The organism is Bradyrhizobium sp. Ses1, assembly GCF_059512365.1.
Map to the genome: position 1 here is coordinate 294466 of NZ_JCAMOQ010000004.1, position 17927 is coordinate 312392.

Below are 17927 nucleotides of genomic sequence, written 5' to 3' on the forward strand. Positions count from 1 at the left end.
TAACGATAGCAAGCGGGTGGTTTCATGCGCATCGCCATGATTGGCACGGGTTATGTGGGACTGGTCTCTGGCGCGTGTTTTGCGGATTTCGGACACCACGTCACCTGCGTGGACAAGGATGTCGAGAAGATCAACGCCCTGCGCCGCGGCGAAATCCCGATCTTCGAGCCGGGGCTGGACGCTCTGGTCGCGGCCAATGTGAAGGCGAGGCGGCTCGACTTCACCACCGATCTGAAGGACCCGGTCGCCGACGCTGACGCGGTATTCATCGCCGTCGGTACGCCGTCGCGCCGTGGCGACGGCCATGCCGACCTCTCTTACGTCTATGCCGCCGCCCGCGAGATCGCCGGTGCGCTCAAAGGCTTCACGGTGGTGGTGACCAAATCGACCGTGCCGGTCGGCACCGGCGACGAGGTCGAGCGCCTGATCCGCGAAGCCAACCCGGCCGTCGACGTCGCGGTCGCCTCGAATCCGGAATTCCTGCGCGAGGGCGCCGCGATCCGCGACTTCAAATTCCCGGACCGCATCGTGGTCGGCACATCAGATGAGCGCGCGCGGAAAGTGCTCGGCGATGTCTACCGGCCGCTGTCGCTCAACCAGGCGCCGCTGATGTATACGGCGCGGCGCACGGCGGAGCTGATCAAATACGCCGCCAACGCATTCCTGGCGACCAAGATCACCTTCATCAACGAGATCGCCGATCTCTCCGAAAAGGTCGGCGCCGACGTCCAGGAAGTCGCGCGCGGCATCGGGCTCGACAACCGCATCGGCTCCAAGTTCCTGCATGCCGGCCCCGGTTTCGGCGGCTCCTGCTTCCCCAAGGACACCCGCGCGCTGATCAAGATCGCGCAGGACCATGACGTGAATTTGCGCATCGTGGAGGCCGTGCTCGGCGTCAACGACAACCGCAAGCGCGCGATGGCGCGCAAGGTTGCGGGCCTCGCGGGCAATTTGCGCGGCAAGACGGTCGCCGTGCTCGGTCTCACCTTCAAGCCGGAGACCGACGACATGCGGGAGGCACCCTCGATCCCGATCGTCACCGGCCTGTTGGACATGGGCGCAAAAGTGCGGGCGCATGATCCTGTCGGCATTGAGCAGGCGCGCAAGGAGCTGCCGGATATCGAGTATTGCGATGATCCCTATGAATGCGTGACCGGCGCCGACGCCATGGTCGTCGTCACCGAGTGGGTACAATACCGCACGCTTGACCTTGAGCGGCTGAAGAACCTGTTGCGGCAGCCGGTCGTGGTCGATCTCCGCAACATCTACCGCCCCGAGGATATGGCCGCGCACGGCTTCAGCTATGAGAGCGTTGGCCGCGCAGCCGAACCGCCGGTTTGACGATTATTACTTTTCGTCATGGCCGGGCTTGTCCCGGCCATCCACGTTCTGTTTTCTCCTTTTCGGCAAGAGAGACGTGGATGCCCGGGACAAGCCCGGGCATGACGACGTGGTGAGGCCGTGCCCCGTCATTTCGACACTCCACTTCCCATTGACGCAGCGCTCGGCGAGCTCGCGGCGACGCTTGCGGCGAAGAATACGGCCGTGCTCGTCGCGCCGCCCGGCGCCGGCAAGACCACGCGGGTGCCGCTGGCGCTGCTCGACGAGCCCTGGACCAACGGCAAGAAGATCATCGTGTTGGAGCCGCGGCGGATCGCGGCGCGCGCCAGCGCCGAGCGTATGGCGCGGACGCTTGGCGAGCGGGTTGGCGAAACCGTCGGGTATCGCGTTCGCTTCGGCTCGAAAGTGTCGCGCGCCACCCGCATCGAGGTCGTCACCGAAGGCATCTTCTCGCGCCAGATCCTCGGCGATCCCGAACTCACAGGCATTGCCGCAGTCCTGTTCGACGAATTTCATGAGCGCTCGCTCGATGCCGATCTGGGACTCGCGCTGGCGCGCGACGCGCAGCAGGGCTTGCGCGAGGATCTTCGCCTGCTCGTGATGTCGGCAACGCTCGACGGCGCACGTGTCGCCAAACTGCTGGGCGATGCACCTGTTGTTGAGAGTGAAGGCCGCGCCTTTCCAGTGGAGACGCGTTATCTGGGTCGCAAGATGGACGTTCCGCTGGAGCGGCAGATGGCGGAGGCGATCTCAATAGCGCTTCGCGCCGACCCCGGCTCGGTGCTCGCGTTCCTGCCGGGCGCTGCCGAAATCCGACGCACGCAGAATTTTCTCGAAGAACGCATCCGCGACGCTGCGATCGAGATCGTGCCGCTGTTCGGCGCGCTCGATGCCAGCGTTCAGGACCGCGCCATCGCGCCGGCACCCAAGGGTCACCGCAAGGTGGTGCTGGCGACCTCGATCGCCGAGACCTCGCTGACCATCGAGGGTGTGCGCATTGTCGTGGATTCCGGCATGTCGCGCGTTCCGCGCTACGAGCCCGACATCGCCTTGACGCGCCTCGAGACCGTGCGCGCTTCGCGTGCCGCGGTCGATCAGCGCCGCGGCCGCGCCGGCCGTACCGAGCCCGGTGTCTGCTACCGGCTGTGGGACGAGCCGCAGACCGCCTCGCTCGCGCCCTACACCCAGCCCGAGATCCTGTCCGCCGACCTGTCCTCGCTGGTGCTCGACCTCGCGCAATGGGGTGTCAGCGATGCGTCCGGCCTTGCGTTCCTCGATCCGCCGCCGCTGCCGGCCTGGAACGAAGCAAGCGTGCTGCTGCGCGAACTCGGCGCGCTCGATGTCGACGGCCGGATCACGGCGGAAGGCAACAGCCTGCGTGCGCTGGCGCTGCCGCCGCGGCTCGCCCGCATGATCGTGGATTCGGCGCGGTTTGGCGCGGCGGCAGGAGCCGCGGAGATCGCAGCGGTGCTCACCGAGCGCGGGCTCGGCGGCGACAGTGTCGATCTTGATGTCAGGCTCGATCAGTTTCGTCGCGATCGCTCGCAGCGGGCCTCGAGCGCGCGCAGCCTCGCGCAGCGCTGGGCTTCGCAGGTGACGTCGTCGAAAGCGTCCGAGGCCATAGGCGAGCTCTCCACCGGCACGATGCTGGCCTTCGCCTTTCCCGATCGCGTCGCGCGCAACCGCGGCAATGGCAGCTTTGTGCTCGCCAACGGCCGCGGCGCCAGCGTCGAGCAGACGTCCTCACTTGCGCGTTCATCCTATATCGCAGTCGGAGAGTTGACCGGCACCGCGGCGAGCGGCCGGATCCTGCTGGCGGCGCCGATCACTCTGGAAGAGATCGAGCTGCGTTTCGCAGGTGAGATCGAGACTACGGAAGATATTTCGTTCGACCGAAGTGCGATGGCGCTGCGCGCGCGGCGCAGGCGCACGCTGCATGCGATCACGCTGTCGGAAGCGCCGGTGGCGCTGTCCCCGTCGGCGGAGACTGCACGCGTGCTCGCAGATGGCTTGATCGCTGCAGGCCTCGACAAGTTGCCGTGGTCAAAGCACGCCAAGCAATGGCGCGACCGCGTGATGTTCCTGCGCAAGGCCGAAGGCGATAGCTGGCCGGATCTGTCGGATGAGGCGCTGGCGCGGGAGCGCGAGACCTGGCTGGTGCCTGCGCTTTACGACAAGACCTCGCTCAAGGAGTTGTCGGCCGGCGATCTCTCGGATGCGCTGATGGCGCTGTTGCCCTGGAATCTACGTGCCCGGCTGGAGCAGGAGGCGCCGACCCATTTCGAGGCGCCGACGGGCAGCCAGCTTGCGATCGACTACGAGGCCGAGCAGGGCCCGACCATCGCGGTCCGGCTGCAGGAATTGTTCGGGCTCAACGTCCATCCGTCCATCGCGAAGGGCGCCGTGCCGCTGGTGCTGGAATTGCTGTCACCGGCGCAGCGCCCGGTGCAGGTGACGCGGGATCTGCCAGGCTTCTGGCGCGGCAGCTACAGTGCCGTGCGTGCCGATCTACGCGGGCGCTACCCGAAGCACCCATGGCCGGAGGACCCTGCCAATGCCGTGCCGACGCGCCGCGCCAAGCCGCGCGGGACGTAGTCCTCGCTTCGTCATTGCCGGGCTTGACTCGGCAATCCATCCCATGAAGCTTTTCTGAAGATCGATGGATACGCGGGTCAAGCCCGCGTATGACGGCGTCGCCGTTAACGCTTCACTCATCATTTTCGCGAAAATGGCAGGCTCCATCGCCGCTGCCGGTCGCGAGACGGCGGACGGCGTGGTGAAATCGGCCAGTTCCTGGAAATCTGCGTGGCGTCATGCGTAACATAATGATCCTTGCCGCCATCCTGGTCGGCCTCGGCAGCTTCATGGCGCAGATGGCGGACAAGATGACGCCGGCCTCCGCGTCCGCCACGACCGCTTCGAAGAGTATCCCCGTTCAGACTGTGGCGCAGGGCGGCGGCCGCACGCTGAGCATTCCTCGCGACCCCCGCGGACACTTTGCGACGGACGGCCGCATCGACGGCCAGCGCATCGACTTCATGGTCGACACCGGCGCCTCGCTTGTTGCGCTCAATGAGAAATCCGCCGCGCGCTTCGGCCTGCGCCCGTCGCGCGGCGACTACACCGCCACCGTCACCACCGCCAACGGCACCATCAAGGCCGCGCGCGCCCGCCTCGCCATGATCGATCTCGGCGGCCTCATCGTCCGCGACGTCGACGCCATGGTGCTGCCCGACGAAGCGCTTTCCGAAAACCTGCTCGGCCTGTCCTTCCTGTCCAAGCTGAAGCGCTTCGAATATGCCAACGGCAGGCTCGTGCTGGAGCAGTAAGATAGCTTGCTTGCTACCGCGATCGAAATCGCCACTGATCGCTGACGCGATTTATGCCTTCTGAGTGGGCATTTCCCGGCCAACAAATCCGCCGCAATTGTCGGCCAATAGCAGCCGATCCCACCTTTCGCCGCAGTCCGCCTTTGGCTATTGGCTGCAGCATTGACCATCACGCTCTCGCGAGGCTGCTACAAGATGTTTCCAAAGCCCAAGCCCGTTCTGCTCCCGAACACCTATGCCTTCGAATCCGAGCCGATGGTGAAGCCGACCGGGTTTCGCGAATATGACGCGCGCTGGCTGTTCGGCAAGGAAATCAATCTGATGGGCGTGCAGGCGCTGGGCATGGGGCTCGGCGCGCTGATTGCGGAACTCGGGGTCAAGCAGGAGATCGTGACCGGGCATGATTTCCGCGGCTATTCCGCCGCGATCAAATATGCGTTGATCTCCGGGTTGATGGCCGCGGGCTGCAAGGTGCACGACATCGGGCTCGCGGTGACGCCGATGGCCTATTTCGCGCAGTTCGATCTCGACGTGCCCTGCGTCGCGATGGTCACCGCCTCCCACAACGACAATGGCTGGACCGGCGTCAAGATGGGGGCGAGCCGCCCGCTGACCTTCGGGCCCGACGAGATGACGCGGCTGAAGGAGATCGTGCTCGGCGCCAGCTTCACCAGCAAGGCCGGCGGCGGCTACCAGTTCCACGAGAATTTCCCGGCGCGCTACATCGCCGACCTCACCAGCCGGCCGAAGCTTAAGCGCAAGCTCAAGGTGGTGGCGGCCTGCGGCAATGGCACCGCCGGCGCGTTCGCGCCGCAGGTCTTGGAGGCGATCGGCTGCGAGGTGATCCCGCTCGACACCGAGCTCGACCACACCTTTCCGAAATACAATCCGAACCCGGAAGACATGGAGATGCTGCACGCGATCCGCGACGCGGTCTTGCAGCACAAGGCCGATGTCGGCCTCGGCTTCGACGGCGACGGCGACCGCTGCGGCGTGGTCGACAACACCGGCGAGGAGATCTTCGCCGACAAGGTCGGCGTGATGCTGGCGCGCGACATGTCGGCGATCCACAAGGACGCGCAGTTCGTGGTCGACGTGAAGTCGACCGGGCTGTTCATCACCGATCCCGTGCTCTCGAGCCAGGGCGCCAAGACCGCGTATTGGAAGACCGGCCATTCCTACATGAAGCGCCGCACCAACGAGCTTGGCGCGCTCGCCGGCTTCGAGAAGTCCGGCCATTTCTTCTTCAATACGCCGTTCGGCCGCGGCTATGACGACGGCCTGGTCTCGGCGATCGCGATCTGCGAGATGCTCGACCGCGCGCCCGGCAAGTCGATGGCCGACCTGAAGGACGCGCTGCCCAAGACCTGGTCGTCGCCGACGATGTCACCGCATTGCGCCGACGAGGCCAAATACGGCGTGGTCGACGCCGTGGTGAAGCACTTCGAGGGTCTGCAACAGCAGGGCGCCAAGATCGGCGGCCAGGCGATCCGCGATCTCGTCACCGTCAACGGCGTGCGCGTCACGGTGGAGGACGGCAGCTGGGGCCTGGTGCGCGCCTCCTCCAACAAGCCGGAGCTGGTGGTGGTGGTCGAAAGCCCGGTCAGCGAGCGGCGCATGCGCGACATGTTCGAGACCGTGGATAGCGTGCTGCGCACGCATCCCGAGGTCGGCGAGTACAATCAGAAGATTTGAGTCCTCAACGCGTCATTGCCGGGCTTGACCCGGCAATCCATCCCGAAGGGAACTCTTTGCGAAGATCGATGGATACGCGGGTCAAGCCCGCGTATGACGACTTGTCGCGGCGGCTCGAATGAGGCAATCCTCTTCTACGCCGCCGCCGGCACCGGCAGCGCGGTCACCGACTTGATCTTCTCCATCGCAAAGCGCGAGGTGACGTTCTTCAGCGGCACCGCGCTGATCAGCTTCTTGTAGAAGATGTCATAGCTCGACATGTCCGCGACCACGACGCGCAGCATGTAGTCGACGTCGCCGGCCATCCGGTAGAACTCCATCACTTCAGGCATGGCGCTCACCGCGTCGGCGAATTTGCGCAGCCAGGCCTCGGAATGGTCGGAGCTCTCGACCGACACGAACACGGTGATGCCGAGCCCGATCTTGTTCTGGTCGACCAGGGCAACCCGGCGCAGGATCACGCCATCGGCCTCGAGCCGCTGGATGCGCTTCCAGCAGGGGGTGGAGGACAGGCCGACCCGATCGCCGATCTCGGCGACTGACAGGGAGGCATCCTCCTGCAGCACGGTCAGGATTTTGCGGTCAATGGCGTCAAGCCGGCGGTTGGCGTCATGCAGCGGAACGGCGAGGTCGGTCATGAGAAAAAAGTTCCATATAAGGGAGCTAAATCCCTCATATAGAGAAAAATCTTCTAAGGCAAGCCTATTCGCTGTTCTCGGCCGGGCGGCCGCTCTCGTCCTGCCCCAAAAACTCTTTAACTTCAGGACGTTGCGGGGCCACTATGCGCCCGCTGCGTCTTTCCCATGCAGCCAACGTCCGACCAAATGATGGGCAATGGCGAAGGGATGTGGACCGGCCAGGCCATCCGGATGCTGCCGCTTGAGCATCAAGGTCGCCTCCGCGCGATCGAACCAGCGCGCATCCTCGAGCTCGGTGCGGTCGACGATGATTTCTTCGTTGGTTGCACGCGCGGTGCATCCGATCATCAGGGATGACGGATAGGGCCACGGCTGCGTCATGTAATAATTGACCTCGGTGCAGCGGATTCCCGACTCCTCGAAGATCTCGCGCCGGACCGCGTCCTCGATGGTCTCGGCGGCTTCGACGAAACCCGCAAGGCAGGAATACATGCCCGGAGGGAATTGCTTCTGGCGGCCCAGCAAGCATCTGTCGCCGTGGGTCACGAGCATGATGACGACAGGGTCGGTGCGCGGAAAATGCTCGGCCTTGCAGCTCGGGCATACGCGCTTCCAGCCGCCCTCCTTCATCGCGGTGCGCGCACCGCAATTGGCGCAAAAGCCGTGGCGCTGGTGCCAGGTCACCATGGATTTCGCCATCGCGATCGCCGAGAGCTGGTCGGGCGGGACCGTGCCCTGCATCGCCATCCCGCGCAGCTCGGTGACGGCGACGTCGCTGCGGCCGACCAGCTTTTCCGCTGCTTGCGGCGCAATGCCCATGCCGAATACCGGCGCGCCATCGCGCAGGCCCAGAAACACCGTGCCTGGATTGGCGCCGAATTTCAGCGCCTCCTCAACCGAAAGCAGTGCCCGCGGACCGGTTTCCTCCTGCTTCACCACCAGCGAGTCGCGGTAGATCACGTAAGCGCGCGCGTCGCGGCGGCTTTCCAGCGCGAACAGCTTCTCTTCATTGGTGCGCAGATGCGCGGCGCGGTCGAGAACATTGGTGACGAAGGCCGGCTGCCCCAGCGGAAAATTATCGAATGCTGACATCTATTCTTCAACCCAACCAGATCTTGCGGCGAAGCGCGCTGATGAAATTCTGCACTTCTTCGGCATCATGTGCCAGCGGCGGCACCACGCCCCATACCGGGCGCGGCCAGGCGGCATCGCTGGTACGGCGCGCGATGATATGGACATGAAGCTGCGGCACCGCATTGCCGAGCGCGGCGATGTTCAGCTTGTCGCATTTGGTGATGTCCTTCAGGGCGCGCGCGACGCGGGATATCTCGGTCATGAGGTGCGCCTGCTCGACCTCCTCGAGGTCGATGATCTCCACCGCGCCCTCACGGCGCGGCACCAACAACAGCCAAGGGTAATTGGCGTCCTTGATGACCAGCACCCGGCAGAGCGGCAGATCGCCGATGTCGATCGTGTCTTCCTTGAGGCGTGCGTGCAGTGACCAGGTCGAGGCGGACATGCATATTTCCCCGTCATGGCCGGACTTGTTCCGGCCATCCACGTCTTGTCACAACGTAGAGGAAGACGTGGATGCCCGGGACAAGCCCGGGCATGACGGCACCTAAAGCCTTTCTGGCCTCCGGCACAAGCCCGGTGCGTTCCGCGCAGGCCACGCTTGCTTTCCGGCCCTATTGGCCCCAAATAGGGACCGGGAGATTGGCGGTGGACGAGCCACTCGCCAACCGGGTCAGGTCCGGAAGGAAGCAGCCCTAACGAGGTCCGGATCGGGTCGCTCGTCAGTCTCCTACCTGTTTTTCGAGCGAATCATGCAGAAGGCGGGCTGTTCCGCGGTTTTGCGCTTGATTCCGCTCCTTTCCGCAAAGCCGGCCCGAGAGACATTCAATTGCGGATCGACCAATGAACGACGCTGGCGCTCCTCCGAATCAGGCTGAAGGCGCCGGCCAGGCCGGCTTCGAAGCGGCAAAGCCCTACCGGGTGCTGGCGCGCAAATACCGCCCTTCAAGCTTTGACGATCTGATCGGCCAGGAGGCCATGGTGCGGACGGTCTCGAACGCGTTCGAGACCGGACGAATCCCTCAGGCCTGGATCCTGACCGGGGTGCGCGGGGTCGGCAAGACCACCACCGCCCGCATCCTCGCCCGTGCGCTGAACTATGAATTGCCCGACGGCTCGCTGAAGGGGCCGACCATCCAGATGCCCGTGCTCGGCCTGCACTGCCAGGCGATCATGGAAAGCCGGCACATGGACGTGCTGGAGATGGACGCCGCGTCCCATACCGGCGTCGACGATGTCCGCCAGATCAATGACAGCGTGCGCTATGCGCCGGCGAGCGCGCGCTACAAGGTCTACATCATCGACGAAGTCCACATGCTCTCGACCGCGGCCTTCAACGCGTTCCTGAAGACGCTGGAAGAGCCGCCGGAGCACGCCAAATTCGTCTTCGCCACCACTGAAATCCGCAAAGTCCCGGTCACGGTGCTTTCGCGCTGCCAGCGTTTCGACCTGCGCCGGGTCGAGGCCGACGTGCTGATGAAGCATCTCGGTAACATTGCGACCAAGGAAGGCGTCGAGGTCGAGCCCGAAGCGCTTGGCATCATCGCGCGGGCCGCGGAGGGCTCGGTGCGCGATTCGCTGTCGCTGTTCGACCAGGCGATTGCGCATGCGGCCGGAACCGTGCGCGCTGAGGAAGTGCGGCAGATGCTTGGCCTTGCCGACCGCACCCGGGTGATCGACCTGTTCGATTCGCTGGCGCGCGGCGATATCGCGGCCGCCTTCACCGAATTCCGCGCGCAATACGATGTCGGCGCCGATCCGGTGGTGGTGCTGTCCGACCTCGCCGAATTCGTCAATTTCGTTACCCGCGTGAAGATCGTGCCTGCTACCGCCGACAACGTGGCGTTCGGCGAGACCGAGCGCGTGCGCGCCCGCGAGTTTGCAGCCAAACTGTCGATGCGGGTGCTGTCCCGGATGTGGCAGATGCTGCTCAAGGGCATCGCCGAGGTGCAGACCGCCACCCGCCCGGCCGCCGCCGCCGAGATGGTGTTGGTGCGGATCGCCTATGTCGCCGACCTGCCGACGCCGGACGAAGCGATCAGGATGATCGAACAGAACGGCGGCGCGTCGCCGGTGGTCGCGGGCGGCGCGACAGCGTCGCGGGCTGCCCCATCGGCGCCCATTTCCTCGATTGCCTCGTCGCCGGTGCGCGCTCCCGCGGCAATGCCCCGGGCCGGCGCGGAGGCATCGCTGCGACCGCAGGCAGCAGTGCCCGAGACGCGGTCGGCGCCGGCACTGCGCGTCACCAGCTTCATGCAGCTTGTCGCGCTTGCCGGCGAGAAGCGCGATTTGATGACCAAGGGCGCGCTTGAAGCGGATGTCCGGCTGGTACGGATCGAGGACGGGCGGCTCGAAATTGCGCTGGAGCCGCATGCCTCGCGCGGTCTCGTCACCGATCTCTCGCGCAAATTGGAACTATGGACCGGCCGTCGCTGGACCGTGATCGTCTCCAACGAAGCCGGGCAGCCGACCATTCGCTCGCAAAATCTCGCCGAAAAAAGCCAGCGCGAGCGCGCGGCCGAAGCCGATCCGCGGGTGAAGGAGGTTCTGGCGCGCTTTCCCGGCGCCAAGGTCGTCGAGGTGCGCAGGCTTGCCGCTGAGCCGGCGGAGACCGATATTGTCGGCGAAGACCCCATCGAGAGCGGCGACAGCGACGACTAACATGATCCGCGAAAGTGGGGCCGGTTTTGCTTCGCGACAAACGCGCAGCGTTGGCGCGAAGATCATGCGCGAACAGATTGAAGGGACCACCGATGGCTGATTTTCTCGGCATGATGAAGCAGGCAGCGCAGCTCCAGTCCAAGATGCAGGCGATGCAGGAAGAACTGGGCAATGTTGAGGTCGAGGGCATTTCCGGCGGCGGCCTCGTCGCCGTGCGCATGAGCGCGAAGATGGAAGTGAAGGGCGTCAGGATTGATCCATCCCTGATCAAGCCGGAGGAACGCGAGATCCTCGAGGACCTCCTGGTCACCGCGCATAACGACGCGCGCCGCAAGGCGGAACTCGCGGTGCAGGAGAAGATGCAGGCGCTCACCGGCGGGCTCGGCCTGCCGCCCGGACTTGGTCTCACCTGAATGGCCGCAAGCGTCGCCGGACCTGAAATCGAGCGCCTGATCCAGCTTCTGGCGCGGCTACCCGGCCTCGGGCCGCGCTCGGCGCGGCGCGCGGCGCTGCACCTGATCAAGAAGCGCGAAGCCCTGATGACACCGCTCGCCGCGGCGCTGCAGGTGGCGATCGACAAGATCCAGGTCTGCAAGACCTGCGGCAACATCGACACGCAGAATCCCTGCACGGTCTGCACCGATCCACGTCGCGATCCTTCCATCATCGTTGTGGTTGCCGACGTCGCCGATCTCTGGGCGCTGGAACGGGCGAACGCGACCAATGGCCGCTATCACGTCCTCGGCGCGACGCTGTCGCCGCTCGACGGCGTCGGCCCGCAGGATCTCACCATCGATCAGCTCGTGGCGCGCGCGCATGATCCGCAGGTGAGCGAGATCATCCTGGCACTGAATGCAACCGTGGATGGCCAGACCACGGCGCATTACATCACCGATATGCTTCAAGAGGCCAATGTGCGGGTGACACGGCTGGCGCATGGCGTGCCGGTCGGCGGCGAGCTTGATTACCTCGATGAAGGTACGCTATCCGCAGCCATGCGGCAGCGAACGCTCTTCTAGCCAATCACAACGGAACTGAACGAGATGACGAACCACCGATTCGGCATTCGCCTGTGCTTTGCGGTCATTCTGGGGGCGGTGCTGACCGCGCCCGCCGCGCTGGCCCAAGAGGCGGAGGCTTCGCCGAAGCCGGGCAAGCCAATCCACGCTGGCGATGTGCTGTCGGGCGAGCTCAACACGCTGCGAGTCCGCGACATCAAGAAAGCCGGCAAGCGCACCGCGACCTATCAGTTGACCAGCGAACCGCGCCGCCTGCCGCCGCCGAACGGGCTATGCAATCTCGAGACCGGTCCTGAGACGTTCCAGCTTGTCCCCGCCAATGACGCGCAGGCCGCGCAACTGAGGCCTTTTGTCGGCAAGGAAATCTCGGTGAAGGTCGACGAAGTCGCCTGCGCGGAAGAAGCGGGGCAGATGAGCGAGGCTGTCGTCACCAAATGGAGCGTGGTGACGAAGCATTGAGCGCTCTCAGCCGTCGTCCCTGCGAAAGCAGGGACCCATAACCACCGAACGGTGTTGTGGCGCGCACAAGCGGTTACAGCTCTGCCTATCACAGAGGCTTGTGGTTATGGATCCCGGCTCGCGCTTCGCTTGGCCGGGACGACAGTGAGGGTTCAAACCTTCACCGGCCCGAGTTCATCGAAATGCCCGCGGCGCTGCAGCCAGGCGAGCAGGATCAGGCTCGGGATCGCGACCAGCACGCAGATCGCGAAGAACAAGGGCCATCCTGTCGCCTTGGCGACGAAACCCGCGCCTGACGACAGATAGGTGCGCCCCACCGCGGCAAGCGCCGTCAGCAGGGCATATTGCGTCGCCGTGTGCAGGGGATTGCGGCACAGCGCCGAGAGATAGGCGACGAAGATCACGGTGCCGATTGCGCTGGTGAAGTTCTCGCAGGTGATTGCGAGCGCCAGCGCCCACTGGTTGACGCCGACCAGCGCGAGCCATGAGAAGGAGAGGTTGGCGAGCGCCTGCACGATCCCGCCGATCCACAGGCTCGTGGCCAGCGAATAGCGCCGCGCCACGAAGCCGCCCGCAAAGCCGCCGATCAGGGTGGCGGCCAGTCCCACGCCCTTGACGATCGCGGCGTAGTCGACCTTGCTGAAGCCGATGTCGATCACGAACGGCGCCGTCATCGTGCCCGAGAACGCGTCGGTGAACTTGAACAGCACGACGAAGGCAAGCGCTGCAATGGCATCGCGCCGGCTCAGGAACTCGGAGAACGCTCCGACCGCCGCCTGGATCACGCGCGAGAACGCCGTTTGCGCGGCTGTGGCCGCTTCGGCGTCCTTTGACTGCGCCGGCTCGGTCGCAACCAGCGCGGTGATCATCCCGATCACGACGAGGGCGGCCATTGCCACATAGCCCCACATCCATGCTGCCGAACGCACCACGCCCGCGCCCTCGAACCCGCTGACCATGAACAGCGCGCCGGCGGTCGAGACCAGCATGCCGATGCGATAGGCCGCGACATAAGACGCCATGCCGGCGGCCTGCTCGCTCTCGGGCAGGCTCTCGACACGAAAAGCATCGACGACGATGTCCTGCGTCGAGGAGGTGGTGGCGACCAGGAGCGCGGCAAAGGCGGCGAACCAGGGTGAACGCGCGGGATCGGCGATCGCGAGCAGCAGGATGGTGGTGATTAGCAGGAGCTGCGAGAACAACAGCCAGCCGCGGCGCCGTCCGAAATGTCGCGTGAAGAACGGCACGTGCAGCGCATCGACCAGCGGCGCCCAGAGGAATTTCAGCGTGTAGGGCGTGCCGACCAGCGCCAGTAGGCCGATGGTGCCGAGATCGACGCCGACCTCGCGCATCCACACCTGCAGCGTCGAGCCCGACAGCGCTAGCGGCAGGCCGGAGGAGAAGCCCAGCACCAGCACGATCAGGACGCGCGGCTGCAGATAGACGGCAAGGCTGTCGCGCCAGGAGGTGGCGGCAGGCTCGGCTTTCTCGGTCGCGGCGGCTGTCGCTTCAGGCGCGGTCATGGAGCCCTGTTAGCAGATTCGGCCAAGAAAGACTGTCATCGCCCGGCTCGACCGGGCGATCCAGTATTCCAGAGACCTATTCGAATTACTCTTAAGTTCCCGCAATCTCGGGATAGAGATCGATCCAATCCGGATTACCTTTTTCGATCAATGAGATCTTCCAGGCCCGCGGCCACTTCTTCAGTCGCTTTTCCCGATGAATCGCATGCTCGATCTCCTCAAAGACCTCAAAATAGACTAGGCGGCTCACCTCATAGCGCTTGGTGAAGCCCTCAGCGATCTTCAGCTTATGTTCGGCGATGCGGCGCACGAGATCATTCGTTACGCCAATGTAGAGCGTGCCTCCGATGCGGCTTGCGAGAATATAGACGTAATAGCTGCGCGTGCCCAACTGCCGTCTCTGGAATACTGGATCGCCCGGTCAAGCCGGGCGATGACAATGGTTGCCTACTCCCCCGCCTGCAGCTTGGGCGGGGCAGGAAACAATTCGGGTCTGCCGCTCGGCACGATCCGCGGCAGTTCCACCGGGGCGTCTGACTTGCTGAAATCGAGTTCCTCGATCCGGCCGGCGCGCTTTTCGATCTTGTCGGCAGAGATCAGGATCTGGCGTACGTCCTCGTTCACCTGCGAGAAATGGTTCTGCAGCTTGAGCACGCGGTCGCGCAGCCGCGACAGATCGTCGCCGAGCTTGATCACCTCGGTGCGGATCTGGTCGGCTGCATCGCGCATCCGTGCGTCCTTCATGATCTGCTGCATCACCTGGATCGCGAGCATCAATAGCGACGGCGACACCAGCACTACGCGGGCGCGGTAGGCCTTCTGGATCACATCATCGAAGCCGTCATGGATCTCGGCATAGACCGACTCCGACGGCACGAACATCAGCGCGGTGTCCTGGGTCTCGCCGGCGATCAGGTATTTCTCCGCGATGTCGCTGACATGCTTCATCACGTCGTTGCGCAAGCGTTGGCTGGCAATCTTGCGTTCCTCATCGCTGCGTGCGTCGTGCAGCGCGGTCATCGCCTCCAGCGGGAATTTCGCGTCGATGCAGAGCGGGCGCTGGTCCGGCAGGAACACCACGCAGTCCGGCCGCTTGCCGCTCGAGAGCGTGAACTGGAATTCGAAGGAGCCCTTCGGCAGTCCGTCCTGGACGATCGCCTCCATCCGCGCCTGGCCGAAGGCACCGCGCGACTGCTTGTTGGCGAGCACGTCGCGCAGCGTCGTCACCTGCGTCGTCAGGTCGGTGAGGTTTTTGTGCGCGTTGTCGATGATGCCGAGCCGTTCATGCAGATGGCGCAGGCTGTCCATCGTGTGGCGCGTGGTCTGTTCCATGGATTGGCCGACGCGGTGGGTGACCGAATCCAGCCGCTCATTGACGGCGCGCGCCATCTCGGCCTGGCGGCCGGCGAGCGCCTGCGTCATCGCATCGACCCGGCCGCTCGCCTCGCTCTGGGCGCGCAGCACCTCGCTCAGCCGCTCTTCCAGCTCATCGGCGCGGATGGTCTGCGCGACAGCCAGTTCCGCGCCGCGCCGGGAGGACCGCGCGATCACGATGGCGATCGTCAGGAGCAGGATGAGCACGAGCACGCCGAACGCAACCAAGGCGTCCGCGACGCGGACCGGCCAGTCGCCGACTATGAAGAGAATCTCGTTCATGCAAGCGCTATAGCCGATTCGCAGGCGACTGCGAACGAAAGTGGAACATTTATGGTTAACAAGCCGTGAAGATTCGTGGTTAAGAAAAGCAGAAGAATCATGGTTAAGGCCGTCTTAACCGGTTCCGGATCGCATTGACCGCGGCATATCAAGCGCTTAAATCGCCCGCCATGGCCTTGAGAGAAATCATCATCCTGCCGGACAAGCAGTTGCGGCTGGTTTCCAAACGCGTCGAAAAGATCACGCCTGAGATCCGCAAGCTGGTCGACGACATGTTCGAAACCATGTACGAGGCGCCCGGCATCGGGCTGGCCGCGATCCAGGTCGCGCAGCCGCTACGGCTGGTCACCATGGATCTCGCGAAAAAGGACGAGAACGGCGAGACCACGCCGAAGCCGCGCGTGTTCATCAACCCGGAGATCATCTCGGCGTCCGAGGAGACGTCGGTTTACGAAGAGGGCTGCCTGTCGATCCCCGAATATTACGAGGAGGTCGAGCGGCCGGCGCGGGTGCGCGTGCGCTTCACCGACATCGACGGCAAGGTGCATGAAGAGGACGCCGAGGGCCTCTACGCCACCTGCATCCAGCACGAGATCGACCATTTGAACGGCATCCTGTTCGTGGACTATCTGTCGAAGCTGAAACGCGACCGCGTACTGAAGAAGTTCGCCAAGGCCGCCAAGCGCGCGGTGGAGTAAGGCGCCACCATTTCCGCCGTCATGCCCGGCCTTGTGCCGGGCATCCACGTCCTTCCGCGTCGCGAGCACGAAGACGTGGATGGCCGGGACAAGCCCGGCCATGACGAGTATTTTTACCTTCAGCCAAGGTAACCCGCTCCATGACTCTCCGCCTGATCTTCATGGGCACGCCCAATTTCGCCGTGCCGACGCTGCTCGAGCTGGCCGGCTACGGCCACGAGATCGCTGCCGTCTATACCCGTGCGCCGAAGCCGGGCGGGCGCCGCGGCCTGCAACTGCAACCGACGCCGGTTGAGCAGGAGGCGCGGCGGCTCGGCATTCCCGTGCTGACGCCGAAGACGTTGAAGACACCGGAAGCGCTGGAGGAATTTCGCGCGCATCAGGCCGATGCGGCCGTCGTGGTTGCCTATGGCATGATCCTGCCGCAGGCGGTCCTCGATGCGCCAAGGCTTGGCTGCTACAACCTGCACGGTTCGCTGCTGCCGCGCTGGCGCGGCGCTGCGCCGATCAACCGCGCCATCATGGCCGGCGATGCCGAGACCGGCGTGATGGTGATGAAGATGGATGTCGGCCTCGACACCGGCGATGTCGCGATGGCCGAGCGGCTTGCGATCACCGACCGGATGACGGCGGCCGATCTGCACGATGCGCTGGCGCCGCTCGGTGCCGACCTGATGGTGCGGGCGATGGCCGCGCTGCAACGCGGCGCGCTGCAACTCACCAGGCAGAGCGAGGACGGCGTCACCTATGCCGCCAAGATCGAGAAGGCGGAAGCGCGGATCGACTGGAATGGCGCGGCGCGAGCCGTGCTGCGCCACATTCACGGCCTATCGCCATTTCCCGGCGCCTGGACTGAATTGCCTCACGATGGCGAAACGGTGCGTATCAAGATTCTCCGCTGCGAACTGGCGAACGGCTCGGGCGCATCAGGCACAGTGCTGGACGATAACCTTGCGATCGCCTGCGGCGGGGGCGCCATCCGCGTCCTCGAACTGCAACGCGAAGGCAAGGCACGGATGAAGTCGGTCGACTTCCTGCGCGGCACGCCGCTGAAGGCCGGCGCGCGGTTCACTTAAGCCGTCATGCCCCGCTACAAGCTCACCATCGAATATGACGGCACACCGTTCTCCGGCTGGCAAATCCAGGAGACGGCGCCGACAGTGCAGGGCGCGCTGGAGGCCGCGGTGAAGGCGATGTGCGGTGAGGACGTGCGCGTCCATGGCTCCGGCCGCACCGATGCCGGCGTGCATGCGCTCGGACAGGTCGCCCATTGCGACATCGCAAAGCCGTTTCCGCCGGACCGCCTGCGCGATGGTCTCAACGCGCATCTGCGCCCGCATCCGGTTGCGGTGCTCGCAGCCGAGATCGTGCCGGATGATTTCGAGGCGCGCTTCTCCGCGAAGAAGCGTCATTATCTTTATCGTATCCGGAGCACCCGCGCGAACCTCGCGCTCGACATCGGCCGCGTCTGGCGCGTGCCGCGCCGCCTCGACACCGACGCGATGCATGAAGCCGCGCAGCGCCTTATCGGCAAGCACGATTTCACGACCTTCCGCGACACCGAATGCCAGGCCAAATCGCCGGTGAAAACGCTCGACCAGCTTGACGTTACGCGCAGCGGCGATGCGGTCAGCATCGTCACCTCGGCGCGCTCGTTCCTGCACAGCCAGGTGCGCTCGATGGTCGGCTCGCTGGTCTGGGTCGGCGAAGGCCGCTGGACCGCCGACGATCTCGCCGCAGCACTCGCCGCCCGCAACCGCGCCGCCTGCGGCCCGGTGGCACCGCCGGAGGGGCTCTATCTGGTGCGGGTGGAGTATTAGGGCCGACGCTACTC

Annotated in this window: 18 protein-coding genes and 1 other RNA gene; 13 read left to right on the forward strand and 6 right to left on the reverse strand. The window is 64.8% G+C overall.

Features of this window, described 5'->3' with window-relative positions:
• Positions 1 to 24 precede the first annotated feature (24 nt).
• From AC5ZG5_RS08135 to AC5ZG5_RS08155, 5 genes are all read left to right on the forward strand, one after another.
• The gene (locus AC5ZG5_RS08135; protein ID WP_456641333.1) at positions 25 to 1341 is read left to right on the forward strand and encodes a UDP-glucose dehydrogenase family protein; all 1317 of its coding nucleotides are present in this window, start codon (positions 25 to 27) and stop codon (positions 1339 to 1341) included.
• Positions 1342 to 1461: 120 nt separating this feature from the next.
• Entirely contained in the window at positions 1462 to 3936 is a 2475-nt protein-coding gene (gene hrpB / locus AC5ZG5_RS08140) for an ATP-dependent helicase HrpB (RefSeq protein WP_456641332.1), read from the forward strand.
• Positions 3937 to 4000: 64 nt separating this feature from the next.
• Positions 4001 to 4162, forward strand: a complete 162-nt coding sequence (locus AC5ZG5_RS08145; RefSeq protein ID WP_456641331.1) for a hypothetical protein — start codon at positions 4001 to 4003, stop codon at positions 4160 to 4162.
• Entirely contained in the window at positions 4155 to 4670 is a 516-nt protein-coding gene (locus AC5ZG5_RS08150) for a TIGR02281 family clan AA aspartic protease (RefSeq protein WP_130228542.1), read from the forward strand. Before AC5ZG5_RS08145 ends, AC5ZG5_RS08150 begins: the two co-directional genes overlap by 8 nt.
• Before the next feature lie 195 nt (positions 4671 to 4865).
• Complete coding sequence (locus tag AC5ZG5_RS08155) at positions 4866 to 6365, forward strand: phosphomannomutase/phosphoglucomutase (RefSeq protein WP_496165437.1); 1500 nt, start codon at positions 4866 to 4868, stop codon at positions 6363 to 6365.
• Positions 6366 to 6499: 134 nt separating this feature from the next.
• On the opposite strand, the gene AC5ZG5_RS08160 is transcribed toward AC5ZG5_RS08155, so the two are convergent.
• The 3 genes from AC5ZG5_RS08160 to AC5ZG5_RS08170 all read right to left on the reverse strand — a co-directional run bounded on the left by AC5ZG5_RS08160 (position 6500) and on the right by AC5ZG5_RS08170 (position 8522).
• A complete protein-coding gene (locus AC5ZG5_RS08160) occupies positions 6500 to 7003 on the reverse strand; it encodes an Lrp/AsnC family transcriptional regulator (protein ID WP_028169306.1) in 504 nt (167 codons plus the stop codon).
• A gap of 141 nt (positions 7004 to 7144) precedes the next feature.
• A complete protein-coding gene (gene nudC / locus AC5ZG5_RS08165) occupies positions 7145 to 8095 on the reverse strand; it encodes an NAD(+) diphosphatase (protein ID WP_456646637.1) in 951 nt (316 codons plus the stop codon).
• A gap of 7 nt (positions 8096 to 8102) precedes the next feature.
• The gene (locus AC5ZG5_RS08170) at positions 8103 to 8522 is read right to left on the reverse strand and encodes an HIT domain-containing protein (protein WP_456646636.1); all 420 of its coding nucleotides are present in this window, start codon (positions 8520 to 8522) and stop codon (positions 8103 to 8105) included.
• Between the two features lie 192 nt (positions 8523 to 8714).
• Here AC5ZG5_RS08170 and ffs point away from each other — a divergent pair.
• The 5 genes from ffs to AC5ZG5_RS08195 all read left to right on the forward strand — a co-directional run bounded on the left by ffs (position 8715) and on the right by AC5ZG5_RS08195 (position 12216).
• Positions 8715 to 8811: signal recognition particle sRNA small type (ffs, locus tag AC5ZG5_RS08175), an RNA gene on the forward strand.
• Positions 8812 to 8920: 109 nt separating this feature from the next.
• On the forward strand, positions 8921 to 10738 hold the full coding sequence (locus tag AC5ZG5_RS08180; protein ID WP_456646635.1) for a DNA polymerase III subunit gamma/tau: 1818 nt from the start codon (positions 8921 to 8923) through the stop codon (positions 10736 to 10738).
• A gap of 92 nt (positions 10739 to 10830) precedes the next feature.
• Positions 10831 to 11151, forward strand: a complete 321-nt coding sequence (locus AC5ZG5_RS08185; protein WP_028169302.1) for a YbaB/EbfC family nucleoid-associated protein — start codon at positions 10831 to 10833, stop codon at positions 11149 to 11151.
• A complete protein-coding gene (gene recR / locus AC5ZG5_RS08190) occupies positions 11152 to 11757 on the forward strand; it encodes a recombination mediator RecR (RefSeq protein ID WP_028169301.1) in 606 nt (201 codons plus the stop codon). It begins immediately after the preceding gene.
• Positions 11758 to 11781: 24 nt separating this feature from the next.
• Positions 11782 to 12216, forward strand: coding sequence for a hypothetical protein (locus tag AC5ZG5_RS08195; protein ID WP_208828078.1), 435 nt, complete (start codon positions 11782 to 11784; stop codon positions 12214 to 12216).
• Between the two features lie 152 nt (positions 12217 to 12368).
• Here AC5ZG5_RS08195 and AC5ZG5_RS08200 read toward each other — a convergent pair whose 3' ends face one another.
• The 3 genes from AC5ZG5_RS08200 to AC5ZG5_RS08210 all read right to left on the reverse strand — a co-directional run bounded on the left by AC5ZG5_RS08200 (position 12369) and on the right by AC5ZG5_RS08210 (position 15395).
• Positions 12369 to 13739, reverse strand: coding sequence for an AmpG family muropeptide MFS transporter (locus AC5ZG5_RS08200; protein ID WP_456646634.1), 1371 nt, complete (start codon positions 13737 to 13739; stop codon positions 12369 to 12371).
• A gap of 91 nt (positions 13740 to 13830) precedes the next feature.
• Positions 13831 to 14130 carry a GIY-YIG nuclease family protein gene (locus tag AC5ZG5_RS08205; protein ID WP_456646633.1) on the reverse strand — a complete coding sequence of 100 codons (300 nt, stop codon included), beginning with the start codon at positions 14128 to 14130 and terminating at the stop codon, positions 13831 to 13833.
• 56 nt (positions 14131 to 14186) lie between these two features.
• Positions 14187 to 15395 (reverse strand): DNA recombination protein RmuC, encoded by a 1209-nt coding sequence (locus tag AC5ZG5_RS08210; protein ID WP_456646632.1) that lies wholly within the window; start codon positions 15393 to 15395, stop codon positions 14187 to 14189.
• A 170-nt stretch (positions 15396 to 15565) separates the two neighbouring features.
• Here AC5ZG5_RS08210 and def point away from each other — a divergent pair, with 170 nt between their 5' ends.
• From def to truA, 3 genes are all read left to right on the forward strand, one after another.
• Positions 15566 to 16093 carry a peptide deformylase gene (def, locus tag AC5ZG5_RS08215; RefSeq protein WP_456646631.1) on the forward strand — a complete coding sequence of 176 codons (528 nt, stop codon included), beginning with the start codon at positions 15566 to 15568 and terminating at the stop codon, positions 16091 to 16093.
• A 140-nt stretch (positions 16094 to 16233) separates the two neighbouring features.
• A complete protein-coding gene (fmt, locus tag AC5ZG5_RS08220) occupies positions 16234 to 17169 on the forward strand; it encodes a methionyl-tRNA formyltransferase (RefSeq protein WP_456646630.1) in 936 nt (311 codons plus the stop codon).
• A gap of 6 nt (positions 17170 to 17175) precedes the next feature.
• The gene (truA, locus tag AC5ZG5_RS08225) at positions 17176 to 17913 is read left to right on the forward strand and encodes a tRNA pseudouridine(38-40) synthase TruA (protein WP_456646629.1); all 738 of its coding nucleotides are present in this window, start codon (positions 17176 to 17178) and stop codon (positions 17911 to 17913) included.
• The last annotated feature ends 14 nt before the right edge of the window (positions 17914 to 17927 follow it).